The 17,356-nt window shown below is 60.8% G+C and carries 17 protein-coding genes; 8 read left to right on the top strand and 9 right to left on the bottom strand.

All coding sequences use genetic code 11. The features are described from left to right. Positions 1-182 precede the first annotated feature (182 nt). Positions 183-2,039, top strand: a complete 1,857-nt coding sequence (locus tag OS035_RS27675; protein WP_097626679.1) for an ABC transporter ATP-binding protein — start codon at positions 183-185, stop codon at positions 2,037-2,039. 105 nt (positions 2,040-2,144) lie between these two features. Here OS035_RS27675 and OS035_RS27670 read toward each other — a convergent pair whose 3' ends face one another. Beyond that, a complete protein-coding gene (locus OS035_RS27670) occupies positions 2,145-2,375 on the bottom strand; it encodes a CopG family transcriptional regulator (RefSeq protein WP_097626681.1) in 231 nt (76 codons plus the stop codon). Positions 2,376-2,537: 162 nt separating this feature from the next. On the opposite strand from OS035_RS27670, the gene OS035_RS27665 reads away from it, so the two are divergent. After that, positions 2,538-4,451: an ABC transporter ATP-binding protein gene (locus OS035_RS27665; protein WP_097626683.1), complete on the top strand. Its 1,914-nt coding sequence runs from the start codon at positions 2,538-2,540 to the stop codon at positions 4,449-4,451. On the opposite strand, the gene OS035_RS27660 is transcribed toward OS035_RS27665, so the two are convergent. Beyond that, positions 4,407-5,339, bottom strand: coding sequence for an endonuclease/exonuclease/phosphatase family protein (locus tag OS035_RS27660; protein ID WP_131711512.1), 933 nt, complete (start codon positions 5,337-5,339; stop codon positions 4,407-4,409). The two genes, OS035_RS27665 and OS035_RS27660, sit on opposite strands and share 45 nt — an antisense overlap. A 285-nt stretch (positions 5,340-5,624) precedes the next feature. Between OS035_RS27660 and petA the strand changes: the two genes are divergently transcribed. From petA to OS035_RS27640, 4 genes are all read left to right on the top strand, one after another. Beyond that, on the top strand, positions 5,625-6,203 hold the full coding sequence (gene petA / locus OS035_RS27655; RefSeq protein ID WP_097626687.1) for a ubiquinol-cytochrome c reductase iron-sulfur subunit: 579 nt from the start codon (positions 5,625-5,627) through the stop codon (positions 6,201-6,203). A 14-nt stretch (positions 6,204-6,217) separates the two neighbouring features. After that, a complete protein-coding gene (locus OS035_RS27650; RefSeq protein WP_097626689.1) occupies positions 6,218-7,498 on the top strand; it encodes a cytochrome b in 1,281 nt (426 codons plus the stop codon). A gap of 25 nt (positions 7,499-7,523) precedes the next feature. Further along, on the top strand, positions 7,524-8,408 hold the full coding sequence (locus OS035_RS27645; protein ID WP_003593065.1) for a cytochrome c1: 885 nt from the start codon (positions 7,524-7,526) through the stop codon (positions 8,406-8,408). A 112-nt stretch (positions 8,409-8,520) separates the two neighbouring features. After that, positions 8,521-9,066, top strand: a complete 546-nt coding sequence (locus OS035_RS27640) for an adenine phosphoribosyltransferase (protein WP_049736186.1) — start codon at positions 8,521-8,523, stop codon at positions 9,064-9,066. Between the two features lie 21 nt (positions 9,067-9,087). Here OS035_RS27640 and OS035_RS27635 read toward each other — a convergent pair whose 3' ends face one another. Continuing rightward, positions 9,088-9,555 carry a MaoC family dehydratase gene (locus OS035_RS27635; RefSeq protein ID WP_097626691.1) on the bottom strand — a complete coding sequence of 156 codons (468 nt, stop codon included), beginning with the start codon at positions 9,553-9,555 and terminating at the stop codon, positions 9,088-9,090. Continuing rightward, on the bottom strand, positions 9,552-10,016 hold the full coding sequence (locus tag OS035_RS27630) for a MaoC family dehydratase (protein ID WP_097626693.1): 465 nt from the start codon (positions 10,014-10,016) through the stop codon (positions 9,552-9,554). Before OS035_RS27630 ends, OS035_RS27635 begins: the two co-directional genes overlap by 4 nt. Before the next feature lie 80 nt (positions 10,017-10,096). Between OS035_RS27630 and OS035_RS27625 the strand changes: the two genes are divergently transcribed. Beyond that, positions 10,097-11,170: a hypothetical protein gene (locus OS035_RS27625; RefSeq protein ID WP_097626695.1), complete on the top strand. Its 1,074-nt coding sequence runs from the start codon at positions 10,097-10,099 to the stop codon at positions 11,168-11,170. Positions 11,171-11,189: 19 nt separating this feature from the next. On the opposite strand, the gene ychF is transcribed toward OS035_RS27625, so the two are convergent. Next, positions 11,190-12,293, bottom strand: coding sequence for a redox-regulated ATPase YchF (ychF, locus tag OS035_RS27620; RefSeq protein WP_097626697.1), 1,104 nt, complete (start codon positions 12,291-12,293; stop codon positions 11,190-11,192). 330 nt (positions 12,294-12,623) lie between these two features. Between ychF and clpS the strand changes: the two genes are divergently transcribed. Beyond that, a complete protein-coding gene (gene clpS / locus OS035_RS27615; RefSeq protein ID WP_003593075.1) occupies positions 12,624-12,935 on the top strand; it encodes an ATP-dependent Clp protease adapter ClpS in 312 nt (103 codons plus the stop codon). Here clpS and OS035_RS27610 read toward each other — a convergent pair. The 4 genes from OS035_RS27610 to OS035_RS27595 all read right to left on the bottom strand — a co-directional run bounded on the left by OS035_RS27610 (position 12,913) and on the right by OS035_RS27595 (position 17,303). Next, the gene (locus OS035_RS27610; RefSeq protein WP_097626699.1) at positions 12,913-13,404 is read right to left on the bottom strand and encodes a GNAT family N-acetyltransferase; all 492 of its coding nucleotides are present in this window, start codon (positions 13,402-13,404) and stop codon (positions 12,913-12,915) included. The two genes, clpS and OS035_RS27610, sit on opposite strands and share 23 nt — an antisense overlap. Continuing rightward, the gene (pth, locus tag OS035_RS27605) at positions 13,401-14,132 is read right to left on the bottom strand and encodes an aminoacyl-tRNA hydrolase (protein WP_097626701.1); all 732 of its coding nucleotides are present in this window, start codon (positions 14,130-14,132) and stop codon (positions 13,401-13,403) included. Before pth ends, OS035_RS27610 begins: the two co-directional genes overlap by 4 nt. Before the next feature lie 89 nt (positions 14,133-14,221). After that, positions 14,222-14,935: a substrate-binding periplasmic protein gene (locus OS035_RS27600; RefSeq protein WP_097626827.1), complete on the bottom strand. Its 714-nt coding sequence runs from the start codon at positions 14,933-14,935 to the stop codon at positions 14,222-14,224. A 16-nt stretch (positions 14,936-14,951) separates the two neighbouring features. Then, positions 14,952-17,303 (bottom strand): EAL domain-containing protein, encoded by a 2,352-nt coding sequence (locus OS035_RS27595; protein ID WP_097626704.1) that lies wholly within the window; start codon positions 17,301-17,303, stop codon positions 14,952-14,954. Between the last annotated feature and the right edge of the window lie 53 nt (positions 17,304-17,356).

Genomic DNA, 17,356 nt, shown 5'->3' with positions numbered 1-17,356 from the left:
CGTGATGCCGATTAGGGCGACATGGCGCCGCTAGAGCGCTTTTCTTCTTGAATCCCCCTTTTTGATCCATTGTGCGGCTGCTTCAGCCTCGCCCCTTGAACGTTCGGTTCCCATATGTGCTTGCGTAACGCCGGGATGGCGCGAAGCCGGGAGCCGAAACGCTGACGTTTCGGAGCAATTTCATGTTTGGCTGGTTCGAACAGCGACTCAATCCCTTTCCGAGCGAGGAGCCCGTCGCTCCGCCAAAGGGTCTTTTTGCCTTTTGCTGGCACTACAGCAAGCCGGCAGCGCCGTGGCTCTGCCTGATGGCCGTGCTGACGGCGCTGATCGCCGTCGGCGAAGTGGCGCTCTTCCAGTTCCTCGGCGATATCGTCGACTGGCTGACGAATGCCGACCGCGCCACCTTCCTGCAGACGGAAGGCCACAAGCTTTTCTGGATGGCGGCGCTGGTGCTGATCGGCCTGCCTCTGACGGCGGGCCTGGATTCCCTCATCATGCACCAGATGCTGCTCGGCAATTATCCCATGAGCGCCCGCTGGCAGATGCATCGCTTCCTGCTGCGCCACAGCATGACCTTCTTCGCCAACGAGTTTGCCGGGCGTGTGGCGACCAAGGTGATGCAGACCTCGCTCGCCGTGCGTGAGACGGTGATGAAGATCCTTGACGTCTTCGTCTATGTCGTGACGTACTTCCTGACGATGATCATCGTCATCGCGGCTGCCGATTGGCGGCTGATGATCCCGATCCTCGTCTGGCTCTCCGTCTATATCGGCATCGTCTCCTATTTCGTGCCCCGGCTTCGCAAGATCGCTGCGGCGCAGGCGGATGCCCGCTCGATGATGACGGGGCGCGTGGTCGACAGCTATACGAATATCGCCACCGTCAAGCTGTTTTCACATGCCGGCCGGGAGGAGGTCTATGCCAAGGAAGGCATGGACGAGTTCCTGCAGACCGTGCACAAGCAGATGCGCAAGGTGACGCTCTTCCATATCAGCGTCTACCTGAACAACTGCGTTGCGCTGTTCGTCGTCTCGGGCATGTCGATCTGGTTCTGGTTGAACGGGGCGATCTCGGTCGGCGCCATCGCCATCGCCATCGGTCTTGCCATGCGCGTCAACGGCATGTCGCAATGGATCATGTGGGAAGTCTCGGCGCTGTTCGAGAATATCGGCACAGTCTATGACGGCATGGAGATGATGAGCAAACAGCACGACATCGTCGACAAGCCGGACGCGCCTCCCATGACGGCAAAGAAGGGCGCGATCCACTACGACCGCATCCGCTTCCACTATGGCAAGAGCAAGGGTGTGATCGACAACCTGTCGCTCGATATTAAGGCAGGCGAGAAGGTGGGTCTCGTCGGGCGCTCCGGAGCCGGCAAGACGACGCTGATGAACCTGCTGCTGCGCTTCTACGACTTGGAGGGCGGCCGCATCACCATCGACGGGCAGGATATCGCCGGCGTCTCGCAGGAAAGCCTGCGCTCGCTGATCGGCGTGGTGACGCAGGATACTTCGCTGCTGCATCGCTCAATTCGCGACAATATCGCCTATGGCCGACCCGACGCCTCGGATGCCGAGATCATCGAGGCTGCCAAGCGTGCCAATGCCTGGGAGTTCGTCGAAGGGCTCGTCGACATGCAGGGCCGCCAAGGGCTTGATGCGCAGGTCGGCGAACGCGGCGTCAAGCTCTCCGGCGGTCAGCGGCAGCGCATCGCGATCGCCCGCGTCTTCCTGAAGGACGCGCCGATCCTGGTGCTCGACGAGGCAACCTCGGCGCTCGATTCCGAAGTCGAGGCGGCTATCCAGGAAAACCTCTTCGCCCTAATGGAGGGCAAGACGGTGATCGCGATTGCCCACCGGCTGTCGACACTGACGGAGATGGACCGGCTGATCGTGCTCGACAAGGGCCGGATCATCGAGGCCGGCTCACACAGCGAACTGATCGAGAGCGGCGGCATCTACGCCGACCTCTGGAACCGCCAGTCCGGCGGCTTCCTCTCCGATCACGCCGAGGAAGCGGAAGTGGCGGCGGAATGATAAAGGGCCCTCCCGGCGGAGGCGGGGAGGGCCGGTAATTCCTATCCTGGCTTTACAGTGTGGCTGCCAGCGGTGCTGCGGACTGCTGGCGGCCGCGCTATCTATTCACAGACTGTCGGCCCAGTCGATCACGCGGTCATGTTCGACGAGGATGATGGTGTTGGCGGCGGCGAGTGTGCGCAGCGTGGCGATGCGGCGGCGCTCCTCGTGGTCGAGCCAGGCGGTAACGGCCTCGGTAACAATTACGTCGCGCGGCAATGCCAGGTCGAGCGCGAGGGCGTCGAGCCTTTCCGCGAGCGGAAGCGGAATATGCGCATCGAGCATTTTCGTTTCCATGGGCCTTCTCTCCGGTGAAGCGCGATCGTATCGTCAGATTGTGACCGGTTCGGGGGTAATCAATGGCGATGCCGCCGATGTTATCGATCATTACCAAAATATAAGGTTGAGTCCGCTTTTCATTCCCTTTGCCGCTCCTCCCAATCCGCCTATATCGCTTCCATGTTCCTGCGCCCCATCCTTCGCCTGTTCGAAACCTGGATCGATCCGTTCCGTCCGCGCGCCAACCTTCAGCCGCCGGGCTCGACGCTCGGATTCATCCGGTTCTATATCGGCCAGGCGAAGATGCCCTTCGTCGCCATGCTCGTTCTCGGCGGCACATCGGCGGCAATCGAGGCGGCACTTTTCTGGTTCGTCGGCCGGCTGGTCGATATCCTCGGCAGTATCACGCCCGGCGCCGGCTGGAGCGGTCTTCTGGCGGCCCATGGCGGCGAGCTGTTCGGCATGCTCGCTCTCATCGGGCTCGTGCGTTTCGTCGTCGCCTTCCTGATCGCGCTCGTGGATCAGCAGGTGATCACGCCGGGCTTCTATAATCTAGCACGTTGGCAATCCTATCTCCATGTCTCCAGGCAGTCTTTATCGTTCTTCCAGAGCGATTTCTCCGGGCGCATCGTTACCAAGGTCTGGTCGGCCGGGCAGGCGACCGGAGATCTCGTCACTTCGCTGATGGAAAGCGTCTGGTTCGTCGGCATTTATGCCGTGACGACGCTCGTGCTCGTCGCCCGGCTGGACTTTTCCCTTGCCGCCGTAGTGTTGTTCTGGCTTGGCGCCTTCAGCCTGCTTGCCCGCCATTTCGTTCCGAGGATCCGCCAGCATTCCCGCGAAACGGCGGAGGCCGGATCGATGCTGAACGGGCGGATGGTCGATTCCTACAGCAACATGCAGACGCTGAAGCTGTTTGCCCGCGACGAGGAAAGCGACCGCTATATGCGGCAGGGCTTCGATATCTATCAGGATACGGTGCTGCGCTTCACGCGCTTCATCACCGGGGTCAGGGCCTCGATGGCGCTGCTCTCCGGCCTGATGATCGTGACGATGGCGGGGCTGAGCGTCGATCTCTGGCTGCGCGGCATGGTAAGCTCCGGAGCCGTGGCCTTCTCGCTGGCGCTGGTGCTCAGGCTGAATTTTCTGCTCGGGCGGCTGATGACGCAGTTCAATGGCATCATGCGCAATCTCGGCACCATCCAGAACGCCGCCGAGCTGATCTCTCAACCGCTGGGGCTCGTCGATCGGCCGGATGCGAAGAGCCTGGTGATCCGGCAGCCCGGCATCCGTTTCGACAATGTTTCCTTCCGCTACGGCAAGGGTCACCTGCCGGTCGTCGAGAATTTCTCCCTGACAATCCATCCCGGCGAAAAGGTCGGGATCGTCGGTCGTTCGGGCGCGGGCAAGTCCACACTGATGAACCTGCTGCTGCGCCTCTACGACATTCAGGACGGGCGCATTCTCATCGACGGCCAGGATATTGCAGCCGTGACGCAGGAATCGCTCAGAATGCAGATCGGCGTCGTCAGCCAGGACACCTCGCTGCTGCATCGTTCGGTGCGCGACAATATCCTGTTCGGACGGCCAGATGCCGGTGAGGAGCGGTTGGTCGAAGCAGCCATACGCGCCGAAGCCATCGACTTCATCGAGCGTCTGCAGGATCAGCAGGGGCGCAGAGGCTTCGATGCGCATGTTGGCGAACGCGGTGTCAAACTGTCAGGCGGCCAGCGGCAGCGCATCGCCATTGCCCGCGTCATGCTGAAGGACGCGCCGATCCTCGTCCTCGACGAAGCGACGTCGGCGCTCGATTCGGAAGTGGAGGAAGCGATCCAGTCCAATCTCCACCGGATCATGGAGGGCAAGACCGTGCTTGCGATCGCCCATCGGCTATCGACGATTGCAGCACTCGACCGGTTGATCGTCGTCGATCTCGGCCGCATCATCGAGGAGGGTAGCCATGATCAACTGCTTCGCCGCGGCGGGCTCTATGCCGAGCTCTGGGCGCGCCAGTCCGGCGGGTTCCTCGCGGCGGACGGCGACGCGGTCTCAAGGGTCGACGGCGAATTCCGCCATGAGGCCAAAATGATTTGAACCGAAGCTGTTCTCGATGCGGCGGACCGATTTCAGCCGCAGAGGCGCCCGGCTGAAAACGTGATCAATCGGAATGCCGAAGGCGCCTGCTGCGATCGGCCATGTCGCCGGCTCCAGCGAGACCGTGCCCAGCCCTTGGCTGCGCATCAGATACTGCACGTCGGGCGCCAGAATCGACGTGTTGAAATCGCCGGCAAGGACGAGTGGCCCCGGCAGGGACGGAATAATTTCCGCGAGATCTTCGATTTCCAGGCCGTGGAATTCGTCGTAATAGGGTTTGGTCAGGTGCGCGGCGAGGAAATTGACCTTCTGACCGTCGAAATCGATCGTCGAGATCGTCAGCCGGTTGCGCCAGAGCAGTCCGAGATTGCGGATGCGGGGTTCGATGAGCGGGCGCTTCGACAGCACCAGCGTGTCGCATTCCTGCATGCCGACTCCGCAGCCGATATAATAGGGATAAGTCTTCAAGAGCCGAGGCAGTTCCGGCAGCAGCGGCTCGGCCTCCAGGATGCTGACGACGTCGGCGCCTGAGGCGATCGCCATGTCGGCGATATCGGCGCCATTGGCGAAATTATCATTCTCGATATTGAAGGACATCAGCTTGAAGAGGGCCGGACGGTTTTGATCGACAGCCGGCTCGACGAACTCGCGCATCATCACGACGCCATGGACGGCAAGGACGACGGATACGCCGAGCGTCAGCAGCGCATACCAGTGCCGTTTGACGAGAAGGGCCGCAACGGAGGCGGCTGCCGCGGCAACGGCCAAGTGGACCTGGAAGCTGTAAAAGAAGGAGAGCAGATAAAAATCGGTGACATACCGCAGCGAGACGATAGCGAGGACGAGGGTGGTGAGAACGCTGAATACGCAAAAAATCGTGTCTCTCATCCGCTCCGGTCCGGCTCGCTGGCTTGGCTGCGACTGCGCCTATCACGGTGGCTTTTTTGTTGCAATGCAACATGAGGGCAAGCTCGTGTTTGCCTTAAAAAATTCATCGGAAATTCCCGCGACATTGTGCCCTCGTCCCCTTGCCAAGGCTGGACATAATTTGCGATCAAGCTTAGAACGCGCCGGATTGCCGGGGAATCTATGGCCGAATTGTGTCCAGATCGATTCGCCGGCAGAGGGGGCAGGGCGGAATTCCGCAATATTTGCGCAGAGGATGGTTAGGCCGTGAGCGAACACGTAACGACAAGCGAGGCTTCGACAGAGCCTACTCGCCGTGATTTCCTTTATCTCACCACTGGTATGGCGGGCGCTGTCGGCGCCGTCTCGGTTGCCTGGCCGTTCGTCGACCAGATGCGACCGGATGCGTCGACGCTGGCGCTGGCCTCCATCGAAGTCGATGTCGCGAGCCTCGAGCCCGGCATGTCATTGACGGTCAAGTGGCGCGGCAAGCCGATCTTCATTCGTAACCGTACGCCTGAAGAAGTGAAGGCTGCCGCCGATGTTCCGCTGGCGGATCTCAAGGATCCGGTCGCCCGCAATGCCAACCTGCCGCCCGAGGCCCAGGCAACGGGTGTTGACCGTTCAGGCGGCAAGGACAAAGAAAACTGGATCGTCATGATCGGCACCTGCACCCATCTCGGCTGCGTTCCGCTCGGCCAGGCCGGCGAATATAATGGTTGGTTCTGTCCCTGCCATGGCTCGGTCTACGATACGGCCGGCCGCATTCGTAAGGGTCCCGCGCCGCAGAATCTGGCGATTCCGACCTTTTCATTTATATCCGATACCAAGATCAAGATCGGTTGAGGGGAGACTGATTAATGAGTGGCCATTCCAGCTACGAGCCATCAACCGGCCTTGAGAAATGGGTCGATGCGCGCCTGCCTTTGCCGCGCATGGTCTATGACAGCTTCATTGCATATCCGGTTCCCAGAAACCTTAACTATGCCTATACCTTCGGTGCCATGCTCGCCGTCATGCTGATCGTACAGATCCTGACAGGCGTTACGCTCGCCATGCATTATGCCGCCGACACGTCGCTTGCTTTCAACTCTGTTGAAAAGATCATGCGTGACGTCAACCACGGCTGGCTGCTGCGCTATATGCATGCCAACGGCGCTTCCTTCTTCTTCGTCGCCGTTTACCTGCACATTGCCCGCGGCCTCTATTACGGTTCTTACAAAGCGCCGCGCGAAATCCTCTGGATTCTCGGCGTCGTCATCTACCTCCTGATGATGGCGACCGGCTTCATGGGCTATGTTCTGCCCTGGGGCCAGATGTCCTTCTGGGGCGCGACCGTCATCACCGGCTTCTTCTCAGCCTTCCCACTGGTCGGCGAATGGATCCAGCAGTTCCTGCTTGGCGGCTTCGCCGTCGATCAGCCGACGCTGAACCGCTTCTTCTCGCTGCACTACCTGCTGCCCTTCATGATCGCCGGCGTCGTCGTCCTGCACATCTGGGCGCTGCACGTCACCGGCCAGACGAACCCGACCGGCATCGAGGTTAAGACGAAGACGGACACGGTGCGCTTCACGCCTTATGCGACGATGAAGGATGCGCTCGGCGTCTCCGTCTTCCTGCTGGTCTATGCCTATTTCGTCTTTTACCTGCCGAACTTTCTCGGCCATGCCGACAACTATATCCCGGCAGACCCGTTGAAGACGCCGGCCCACATCGTTCCGGAATGGTACTTCCTGCCGTTCTACGCGATGCTGCGCTCGATCACCTTCAACGTCGGCCCGATCGACTCCAAGCTCGGCGGCGTGCTCGTCATGTTCGGCGCGATCATCGTGCTGTTCTTCCTGCCCTGGCTCGACACCTCCAAGGTCCGCTCGGCCGTCTACCGTCCCTGGTACAAGCTGTTCTTCTGGCTGTTCGTGATCAATGCGATCATCCTCGGCTGGCTCGGCTCACAACCGGCGGAAGGCCTGTTCACGACGATTTCACAGATCTGCACGCTTCTTTACTTTGCTTTCTTCCTGGTCGCGATGCCAGTTCTCGGCCTGGTGGAAACACCGCGCCGCATCCCGAACTCGATCACCGAAGCGGTGCTCGAAAAGCGCAACAAGACAGTTGCTGCCAGTGCAGCGGCCAATGCGTAAGCGAGCGGCGGAAGGAAACAGAAATATGAAAACGCTTGTTGCAAGCATTCTTTCGCTCGCAGTCGCTGCCGTTCTCGGCAGCGCAGCCTTGGCCCAGGAAGCGACGCCCGCCAATGGAGCAGCACCTGCCCATCACGAGGAAGGTGCGACGCCGCACTATCCGCTGAAGGAGCCGAAGGAGGAGGAATGGACTTTTGCCGGTCCGTTCGGCCATTACGACAAGGCTCAGCTTCAGCGCGGCCTCAAGGTTTACACCGAAGTCTGTTCCGCCTGCCATTCGATGAACCTCGTGCCTTTCCGCATGCTCGACGAGCTCGGCTATAACGAGGCGCAGGTGAAGGCTTTCGCCGCGAACTACGAAGTCCAGGACGGGCCGAACGCGGCCGGCGAGATGTTTACCCGCAAGGCGGTCCCTTCCGACCACTTCCCGGCGCCTTTCGCCAATGCGGAGGCGGCTGCCGCTTCCAACAACGGCGCGGCTCCGCCTGACTTTTCGCTGATCGCCAAGGCCCGCGAAGTCGAGCGCGGCTTCCCGCAATTCGTCTTCGACATCTTCACGCAGTATCAGGAGAACGGCCCGGATTACATCCACGCGCTGCTGACCGGCTACGAAGAACCACCGGCCGGTTTCCAGGTGCCGCAGGGCGGACATTACAACCCGTATTTCCATGCTGCCGCCGTCCTCGCCATGCCGAAGCCGCTCTCGGACGGCCAGGTGACCTATGACGACGGCGCGCCGCAGACCGTCGACCAGTATTCCAAGGACGTCTCGTCCTTCCTGATGTGGGCTGCCGAGCCGCACCTCGAGGAGCGCAAGCGCACCGGTTTCATGGTCATGGTCTTCCTGGCGATCTTCACGGTGCTGATCTACCTGACGAAGCGCTCGGTCTATGCCAATAAGGAACATTGAGCGCTCCCGATCAACATTCAAAAGGCGGCCTCGGCCGCCTTTTTTGTTGGTTCCGCCCCTGGCAATTGATAGGGTGCGGCCGATTTAAAGCGCTCGCAGATATGGACTTTCCATGGACAAGAATATGACTTCGGAGCTTGCTGCAAGCATCCGCTCCATTCCCGACTATCCCAAGCCGGGCATCATCTTTCGCGACATCACCACGCTGCTCGGCAATCCCCGCGCTTTCCGCCGAGCGGTCGATGAACTCGTGCAGCCCTATGCCGGCACGAAGATCGACAAGATTGCCGGCATGGAGGCGCGCGGCTTCATCCTCGGCGGCGCGGTGGCGCACCAGCTTTCCTCCGGCTTCGTACCGATCCGCAAAAAGGGCAAGTTGCCGCACGATACAGTGCGCATCGCCTACAGCCTGGAATATGGCGTCGACGAAATGGAGATGCATCGCGATGCGGTGCAGCCTGGTGAGAAGGTGATCCTCGTCGATGACCTGATCGCCACCGGCGGTACTGCGGTGGGTGCTACCAAGCTGTTGCGGCAGATCGGCGCCGAGGTGGTCGGCGCCTGCTTCGTTATCGATCTGCCGGACCTTGGCGGCCGCAAGAAGCTGGAAGAGCTCGGCGTCGTCGTGCACACGCTGGTCGAATTCTCCGGCCACTGACCCGGCATTGCTCTTGCGGCGTCAGTCGAATTCCAAGACGCCGCTTTCGAAGCGCATGACGGCTTCGCCGTTCTGATTGACGCCCTCGCAGAGAATGGTGTTGAGGTGCCAGCCCGGCCGGGATGCGAGCGGCCGGCTGGAGAGGAGGGCGACGGAATAGGTCACGACGTCGCCCGGAAAGATCGGCCGCAGCCATTGCAGTTTCTGGAAGCCCGGCGAAGGGCCGAGATTCGGCGCCTTCAGGCCCCTTTGCGTAAGCGCGACGCTCTGGCTTTTCCAGAAGGCGAGGAAGGTTCGCATCCAGCCGGCGGTGGTGTGCCAGCCCGACGCGCAAAGGCCGCCGAACATGGTATCCTTGGCTGCTGCCTTGTCGACGTGGAAACGCTGCGGATCGTAGCGCTCGGCGAAACTGATGATGTTTTCCTCGGTGAAGGTGTAGCTGCCGATCTCGGCCTTTTCACCGATGGGGTAAAGTTCGGACATTCTCATGTTGCAATCTCCGGGCGCATGCGGATCATGACCGAATTTTCCGAGAGGCAGACGAGTTCGCCGCGCTGGTTTTCCACCTCGTGGCGGAACTTGACGATGCCCATGCCGGGGCGCGAGCGCATCGGCCGGGCTTCGAGCACGGTCGATTGACCCTGCAGCGTATCGCCTGACAGCACCGGCTTTCGCCATTCCATCAGGTCGATGCCCGGCGCACCCTCGCAAAGCGCATGTAGGATGTAGCTGTCGGCCATCATCCGCATCAGCATCGCGGACGTATGCCAGCCGGAGGCGGCGAGGCCGCCGAGAATGCTGGCGCGGCCAGCAGCCTCGTCGAGATGCATCGGCTGCGGGTCGAATTCCCGCGCGAATTCGACGATTTCCTCGGCGCTCACCGGTTTCGGGCCGAGGGGAAAGCGGCGACCGGGTTCGAAATCCTCGAAGGCTAGCTTTTCTGCCGACATTCGCTCCTCCGCCATATCAAGCGCACAATGCTTACAATAGCATCCGCGTGGGCTCAATGATTCCGGGGAGATAAACCGGCATGACTGATCTGAGGTCGATACTCGACGAGGCAGCGCGCCAGGGGCTGATTTCGCCGGAGGCGGGCGGGCGGCTTCTGCCGTTTCTGACCGAGCGTGGCGTGGCTGTCATTGAGCCACAGCCTGCACAGGCAGCCGAAGAGCAGGCTTGGTCTGATACGGAGACACCGCGCTTCGTGCGCGGGTTTCACGACGTGCTGATCACCATCGGCGTCGTCGTGGCGCTCGTCGGCCTCTGGGGCCTTGCGCCGCTTTATGCCGTGCCGCCCGCGATCCTGGTGCTTTCGGAAATCCTGGTGCGCCGCCAGCGGCTCGCTTTGCCGGCCGTCGGCCTGACGATCGCCCTATTCTGCTGGACATTCTTGCTGATGTCCCGCGTTTTCACGCCGTGGACCTCCGAAATCGGCGCGGGGCTGACGCAATTCGTTGCCGGCTTTCCGATCCTTCTCGGCGTCTACTATGCCCGCTATCGCGTGCCCTTGTCGCTGGCGCTTGCCATTATGTCGGCGCTTGCCTTGGCACTCACCCTGTTGTTGCGTCTCGTACAATGGATAAGCGGCAATCCGGAATTTTTCGTCGATCATGTTGCCCTGCTGGCGGCGATCTCTCTTCTTTGCTCGCTCGGCCTCTTCGCCACGGCGCTCTATTTCGATTTCGGCGACCGGCTGCGCCGGACTACGCGTTCGGATATTGCGTTCTGGCTGCATCTCGGCGCGGCGCCGGCGCTGCTCTATAGCACTGTTTCCCTCATGTCTTTCGGAGAAGGCGGCCGTATCTTCGACCTGGCGAACATGTCGGCCCGGACGCCGGTGGTCGTCGCGACGGTGGCGGTGCTGATGCTGATCGGCTTGGTCATCGACCGGCGGGCCTTTGTCACTTCGGGACTGCTGTCGCTCGGCGTTGCGATCTTCAGCGTCTTCCGGCAGGGAAGCGCCACGGTCAACACCTACATCTTCACGACGCTGATTGTCGTCGGCGCGATCGTCTTGATCATCGGCACCGGCTGGATGCCGCTTCGCCGGCTGGTGTTGCGCGCACTACCGCCGGCCATCGCAAACAGGCTGCCGCCGGGTTAAGGCGGCAGCGCTCTTTTATTTAAGTGTTGAAGCGGAAGTGGATGACGTCGCCGTCCTGGACGACGTATTCCTTGCCTTCGTCACGCGCCTTGCCGGCATCCTTGGCGCCGACTTCGCCGTTGTATTTGATGTAATCGTCATAGGCGATGGTGTTGGCGCGGATGAAGCCGCGCTCGAAATCCGAATGGATGACACCGGCGGCCTGCGGCGCCTTGGTGCCGCGCTCGATCGTCCATGCGCGTGTTTCCTTCGGGCCGACGGTGAAATAGGTGATGAGGTGGAGCAGCTTGTAGCCGGCACGGATCAGCCGGTCGAGGCCCGCTTCGTCAAGGTCGAGCGCGGAGAGGAATTCCTTGGCCTCATCTTCGGGAAGCTGAGCGACTTCAGCCTCGATCGCCGCCGAGATGACGACGGTTTCGGCACCTTGTTCCCGAGCCATGGCGGCGACGGCCTCGGTGAATTCATTGCCTGTGGAGGCCTCGGCCTCGGCGACGTTGCAGACGTAGAGGACCGGATGCGAGGTCAGGAGATTGAGGCCCTTGAGGATGGCGATTTCCTCGGCATCCAGCGTCGACAGCAGCGTGCGCACCGGCTTGCCTTCGTTGAGCAATTTCAGCGACGCTTCCATGATCGGCAGCATCGCCATCGATTCCTTGTCCTTGCTGGTGGCGCGCTTGCGCGTCTGCTCGGTGCGGCGCTCGAGGCTTTCGAGGTCGGCGAGCATCAGCTCGGTCTCGATGGTCTCGGCATCGGCGACGGGATTGATACGACCCTCGACATGGGTGATGTCGCTGTCTTCGAAGCAACGCAGCACATGCACGATGGCGTCGACTTCACGGATATTGGCAAGGAACTGATTGCCGAGACCTTCACCCTTCGAGGCGCCGCGCACGAGGCCGGCGATGTCGACGAAGGAGATGCGGGTCGGGATCAGTTCTTTCGACTTGGCGATGTCGGCGAGCTTGCGCATGCGCGGATCGGGCACGGCGACTTCGCCGGTGTTCGGCTCGATGGTGCAGAAGGGATAGTTCGCCGCCTGTGCGGCCGCCGTCTTGGTGAGCGCGTTGAAGAGGGTCGATTTGCCGACGTTCGGCAGTCCGACGATGCCGCATTTGAAGCCCATGGCTAAAACCTGCTGTTCTTGAATTTCTTGCTGGTGCCTATGGGATAAAGGAGCAATGTGGTCAAGTCTTCGCGAGCTTTTAGCGTTGCTCACTTGCTCACGGAACAGTGGCGCCCTATTTTGGAGGGCGATTTCGGTTTCGATGCATTGCGGATTTCGTCAGATGCAAGGTTGCTCTTGCCTGGCCGCAATAACGGTAGGGTCTCAAGCCAGCGGGCCTTTCCTCCTGATTGGTGGAAGCAGCGACCGGGGACCGTCGAAAATTCGTCATCGACAATGATTAGTTGTTTTGAAGATTCTTGACCATGTCATCGACGGGTGGATTTTCCGATGAGTGACAATGACGTTGCCCTGAAACCGAAGACCAAGGTGAAGCCGAAGCTGGACAAGCCGAAGCTCTACAAGGTCATCCTCGTCAATGACGACTATACCCCGCGTGAGTTCGTCATCGTGATCCTGAAGGCCGTCTTCCGCATGAGCGAGGAGACCGGCTATCGGGTGATGATGACCGCCCACAAGCTCGGCTCCTGCGTGGTCGTGGTCTGCGCCAGGGACATTGCCGAGACCAAGGCCAAGGAGGGCATCGATCTCGCCAAGGAGATGGGCTTTCCGCTAATGTTTACGACGGAGCCGGAGGAATAAGCTCTGCTTCAGGCCGGCGGATCTGTAAACCGGTCTTATCCCGCACGAAACCGCAATTTTCGTAGAAGCGCAGCGTTGCCGGGTTCTTCGAGCCGGTCAGCAGCATTACCTTGTAACAGCCGGCCTTCCAGGCCTCGGTCACTGCATGACCGATGACGGCGCCGGCATAACCGCGCTGGCGGTGATCGGCGTGGGTGACGACGTTTTCAACCAACGCATAGGAGGCGCCGTTGCGCGTAAGGTTCGGCACGACGATCAAGGTGGCGGTTGCGGCGGCGATATCGCCGGCAAAGCCAATGAATACGATCATGCCGGGCTGCGCGAGGATGGTGGAGAACAGCTCTTCGGCCATGGCCTTGTCGAGAACCGGATCGGCCGGGTTCAAATGCTGGTAGAGGGTGGTCAGCCCGGGAAGGTCGCTGGCGGCGGCCGGACGGATGGCGAAATTCTGATCCGGCACCGGCCTCATTCCCCCTTGTTGCCGAACATCTTCTTCAGAATATCGGCCATCGGGCCGGTGGCCAGCACCTTCGGCTGATTGTGATTGCGCGCCTGGTGTATATGCGACTGGTCGACCGGCTTCTTTTCGGTAGTCTTGTTGTCCTTGCGCTGCTTCTCCTCCTCGGCCTTGCCGCCGAGTGCCAGCGCGATCTTGTTCATCAGCTGCGAATCCTCGTTTCGCACCAGCATGTCGGCATTGTCGGCGAGCGTATCGAGAAGCGGCTCCAGCCAAGCCTTGTCGGCCTTGGCGAAATCGCCGAGCACGTGGTTCTGCACCATTTCCTTGATGCCGGGGTGGCCGATGCCGAGGCGCAGCCGCCGGTACTCCTTGCCGCAATGAGCATCCAGCGACTTGATGCCGTTGTGGCCGCCATGGCCGCCGCCGGTTTTCAGCCGTGCCTTGCCCGCGGGAAGGTCGAGTTCGTCATAGATCGCGACAAGATCGGCGGGCTGGAGCTTGTAGAAGCGCATCGCTTCGCCGACGGCCTCGCCGGAGAGGTTCATGAAAGTTTGCGGCTTGATCAGCAGAACCTTCTCGCCGCCGAGTTCGCCCTCGGCGATCTCGGCCCTGAATTTCCTCGACCAGGGCGAGAAGCTGTGACGCCGATGAATGGCGTCGACGGCCATGAAGCCGATATTGTGGCGGTTGCCGGCGTATTTGCCGCCGGGATTGCCGAGACCCGCGATGATCAGCATGGCCTGTCGTCCTCGCTTAACTTTTGCCCACGTTCACCACCCGGAAACGAGACCAAAGTCAAGCGGAAAGGGCAAGCCCGCCGGCAGCGTTACTCCGAGAGGTTCATGCCGTATTTCTGGAAGATCTGCTTCTGGTCGCCATCGGCGATCAGCTTGTTAAGGGCTGCCTGCATCCTGGCGCGCAGATCGTCCGGAAAACTCTTCTCGCAGGCAATGCTCATCGGCTGGGCGGAGAGCACGGTCACCATTTCCACCGGCTGGTCGGCCTTGAGCTTTTCGAAATAAAGTTCGGAAATCGGCATCATGTCGATGCGCCCGCCGAGCAGCTTGCGCAGCGTCGCGTTGAAATCGCTGGCGACATCCAGCTTGGTGAAGCCCTTTTCCTTCAAGATCGTCTCGGTATAATCCTCGCGCTGCGTGCCGATCGTATATTTCTTCGCCTCGTCCAGATTGCTGGCGATGACGCCCGAGCCTTTGCGGGTAATCAGGATGTTGCGGTCGATGAGCAGCGGCTCCACCCATTTGAACAGGGGGTCGCGGGCGCTGTTGTGAGCGGTCGCGAAGACGCAGGTCATCGGTGCGGTGCGGGCGAGGCCGAAGGCGCGCGCCCAGGGCATGATCTCGATGGTGTAGTCGACGCCGATCGCGGCCATTACCTTTTCGACCTGCTCGACGGTCGCGCCTTTGATCTCCTTGCCGTCGCGATAGTTGAAGGGGGCATAATCCTCGGTGGTGAAGGTCACCGTTTGTGCATGCGCGGCGCAGGGCATCGCCAGGCATGCGAGAAGCAGGAGCTTTTTCATCATCTCGTCTCCTTCGTTATGAGGCGCGGGCGACGGCCGATTCCGAGGCCATCAGTTCTTCGATGAGTACGGCTGCGTGTTGCGGACGATGGAAGAGGTAGCCCTGGCCATAATCGAGACCCATCTGATGGAGCGTGCGGCATTCCTCTTCGGTCTCGATACCCTCGGCGATGACGGTGCAGTTCATCTTGTGAGAGAGCGTGGTAATGCCTTCGATCAGCATGCGGCTCTTCTGGCGCACGTCGTCGTCGCCATCGTTGATCGCGCGGGTGAAGGACTGGTCGATCTTGATGATGTCGACAGGGAAGCGGTTGAGGTAGCTCAACGACGAATAGCCGGTGCCGAAATCGTCGAGCGCGATACGGCAGCCGAAGTGGCGAAGCTCGGTGACGATCATGCGGATCTGCGGGTTGTCGTGCATCAGCACGGCTTCGGTGATCTCGACGACGATGCGCTCCGGCCGGATGCCATGGCGACCGACGATGGCTGCAAGCCGGGCCGGCAGCGCCGGCTCGAACTGCAGGGGCGAGAAGTTGATAGCGAGATAGGTATCCTGCATGCCTGATATGCGGGAGATTTTGGCGAGATTGCAGATCGCCTTTTCCATGATGACATTGCCGACGCGGACGATTTTTGCCGTCTCTTCGGCGACGCTGATGATCTCGGCCGGCGGCATCAGGCCTTTCTGCGGATGGTTGAGGCGCATTAGCGCTTCGAAACCGGCAATGCCACGGCCGTTCAGATTGACGATCGGCTGCAGGAAGGCCTCGAACCAGTTGTCGACGAGGCCGGATTCAATATTGGCCTCGATCTCGGCGCGGCTGCGGGCACGGTCGAGCATGGCGTTGTCGAAAAGCTGGGCGCCGTTCTTGCCGTCGCGTTTCTTGGCATACATTGCCAGGTCGGATTTCTGCAGCAGTTCGGCGGCGGTTGCGGCATGATGCGGATAAATGGCGATGCCGACGGAAGCACTCAGATGCATGTCGGGCGTAAACGGCGTTTCGAAGATCGAGGCGATCTGCTCGCACATTATCCTGGCGCGTTTTTCGGCGTCCTTCGCCGGCAGCAGGATGGCAAATTCGTCGCCGCCGAGACGGGCCGCCTCATCGGAGGGAGCGAGATAGGTCTTCAGGCGCTCGACGAGTTCGATCAGCGCCATGTCGCCGGCGGCATGACCCATATTGTCATTGATCCACTTGAAGCGATCGAGATCGACGAAGAGGCAGGCGAGTTCCTGGCCGGCGGCGTCGGCAGCGGCGATCTTGCTGTCGAGCACGGCTTCGAAGCCCTGGCGGTTGAGCAGCCCGGTCAAATGATCGGTAATCGCCTGGCGGTGGTTGCGGTCCTCGGAGGCCTTAAGTTCGGTCACATCGGTCATGACCGACAGCGAGAGGCGGTCGTGAGCGCCGGCTTCCGCCTCCGACTCCATGATGAGGACGTCCATGGTGCGGCCGTCCAGGCAGACGAACTTGACGGTGACGGCGATGCCGCTTTCGGCCTGGCGGCGCTTGACGAACTTGTCGCGGGTCGTCGATGTCACGAGATCGGCGAAGTTGCGGCCGATGACGGCGGCGCGGTTATAACCCGTGGCAAGCAGCCAGTAATCGCTGACGGCGGTGATGCGGTCTTCCTCGTCGAGCGAGAAGAGCATGGCAGGCGTCAGATTATAGATGTCGGTGGCGCGGCGATGGGCGAATTTCAGCTCCTTCTCCTCGCTTTCGAGCTTGGTCTGCATCTCGTTGAAGCTGCGGGCAAGCCGTCCCATCTCGTCGTTCGACTGCCAGTCGACATGGTGGCGGGAGCCGAGCTGCCGGGTGGCCTCGATCGCTGCCGTCAACCGCATCAGCGGCTGGATGACGAAGAACCGGTTGCCGATCAGCGCGGTGCCGAAAACGGTCAGCACGGCGAAGATGAAGATCGAGATGAAGACGACCTCTTCCTGCTTCAGGCCGGAAAACAAGCCGAGCGCGGGATAGTAGACGCTGATGCTGCCGAGATTCTTCGGGCCGTCGACAGTGTTGTAGATAATGGCGCGCGATACCTGGACGAGCTTGCCGTCGAAGGAGCGCGGAATGGTGGACTGGCTGATGTCGAGCTGACCCGACTGGTCACGCACCTCGACCTTGACGATGGCGCCCTGGGAGACGACCGTCGCGCTGATCTGGGTGACGCTCTCCTCATCAAGATCCCAGAGCGGCTTTGCCAGCGCCTGGGCATTGGCGACAAGGAGAACGGAAATGTGATCGCGGATTTCCTTGTCGGCCCGTTCCGAGGAAAGAAAAAGGAAGAGAACAAAGAGGGGAGCGACAAAGACGAGCAGCGCTCCGCAAACAATTCCAAAAAATCTGTTCTCAACGGAATTGTTCATGGTTCCGTCTACTCCCCCAGGCCGACCCTTATCTGCTGTCGCGCGCTAAGGCG

Source organism: Rhizobium sp. 268 (genome assembly GCF_036571585.1).
GTDB lineage: Bacteria > Pseudomonadota > Alphaproteobacteria > Rhizobiales > Rhizobiaceae > Rhizobium > Rhizobium redzepovicii.
Note: the sequence above shows the minus strand (reverse complement) of the source record. Positions and strands in the feature narration are given on the sequence as shown.

What these genes read in the sequence shown, in the direction of transcription:
- OS035_RS27675 (WP_097626679.1), top strand. Translation starts at nt 183, where the DNA reads ATGTTTGGCTGGTTCGAACAGCGACTCAATCCCTTTCCGAGCGAGGAG.
- OS035_RS27670 (WP_097626681.1), bottom strand. Translation starts at nt 2,375, where the DNA reads ATGGAAACGAAAATGCTCGATGCGCATATTCCGCTTCCGCTCGCGGAA.
- OS035_RS27665 (WP_097626683.1), top strand. Translation starts at nt 2,538, where the DNA reads ATGTTCCTGCGCCCCATCCTTCGCCTGTTCGAAACCTGGATCGATCCG.
- OS035_RS27660 (WP_131711512.1), bottom strand. Translation starts at nt 5,339, where the DNA reads ATGAGAGACACGATTTTTTGCGTATTCAGCGTTCTCACCACCCTCGTC.
- OS035_RS27650 (WP_097626689.1), top strand. Translation starts at nt 6,218, where the DNA reads ATGAGTGGCCATTCCAGCTACGAGCCATCAACCGGCCTTGAGAAATGG.
- OS035_RS27645 (WP_003593065.1), top strand. Translation starts at nt 7,524, where the DNA reads ATGAAAACGCTTGTTGCAAGCATTCTTTCGCTCGCAGTCGCTGCCGTT.
- OS035_RS27640 (WP_049736186.1), top strand. Translation starts at nt 8,521, where the DNA reads ATGGACAAGAATATGACTTCGGAGCTTGCTGCAAGCATCCGCTCCATT.
- OS035_RS27635 (WP_097626691.1), bottom strand. Translation starts at nt 9,555, where the DNA reads ATGAGAATGTCCGAACTTTACCCCATCGGTGAAAAGGCCGAGATCGGC.
- OS035_RS27630 (WP_097626693.1), bottom strand. Translation starts at nt 10,016, where the DNA reads ATGTCGGCAGAAAAGCTAGCCTTCGAGGATTTCGAACCCGGTCGCCGC.
- OS035_RS27625 (WP_097626695.1), top strand. Translation starts at nt 10,097, where the DNA reads ATGACTGATCTGAGGTCGATACTCGACGAGGCAGCGCGCCAGGGGCTG.
- ychF (WP_097626697.1), bottom strand. Translation starts at nt 12,293, where the DNA reads ATGGGCTTCAAATGCGGCATCGTCGGACTGCCGAACGTCGGCAAATCG.
- clpS (WP_003593075.1), top strand. Translation starts at nt 12,624, where the DNA reads ATGAGTGACAATGACGTTGCCCTGAAACCGAAGACCAAGGTGAAGCCG.
- OS035_RS27610 (WP_097626699.1), bottom strand. Translation starts at nt 13,404, where the DNA reads ATGAGGCCGGTGCCGGATCAGAATTTCGCCATCCGTCCGGCCGCCGCC.
- pth (WP_097626701.1), bottom strand. Translation starts at nt 14,132, where the DNA reads ATGCTGATCATCGCGGGTCTCGGCAATCCCGGCGGCAAATACGCCGGC.
- OS035_RS27600 (WP_097626827.1), bottom strand. Translation starts at nt 14,935, where the DNA reads ATGAAAAAGCTCCTGCTTCTCGCATGCCTGGCGATGCCCTGCGCCGCG.
- OS035_RS27595 (WP_097626704.1), bottom strand. Translation starts at nt 17,303, where the DNA reads ATGAACAATTCCGTTGAGAACAGATTTTTTGGAATTGTTTGCGGAGCG.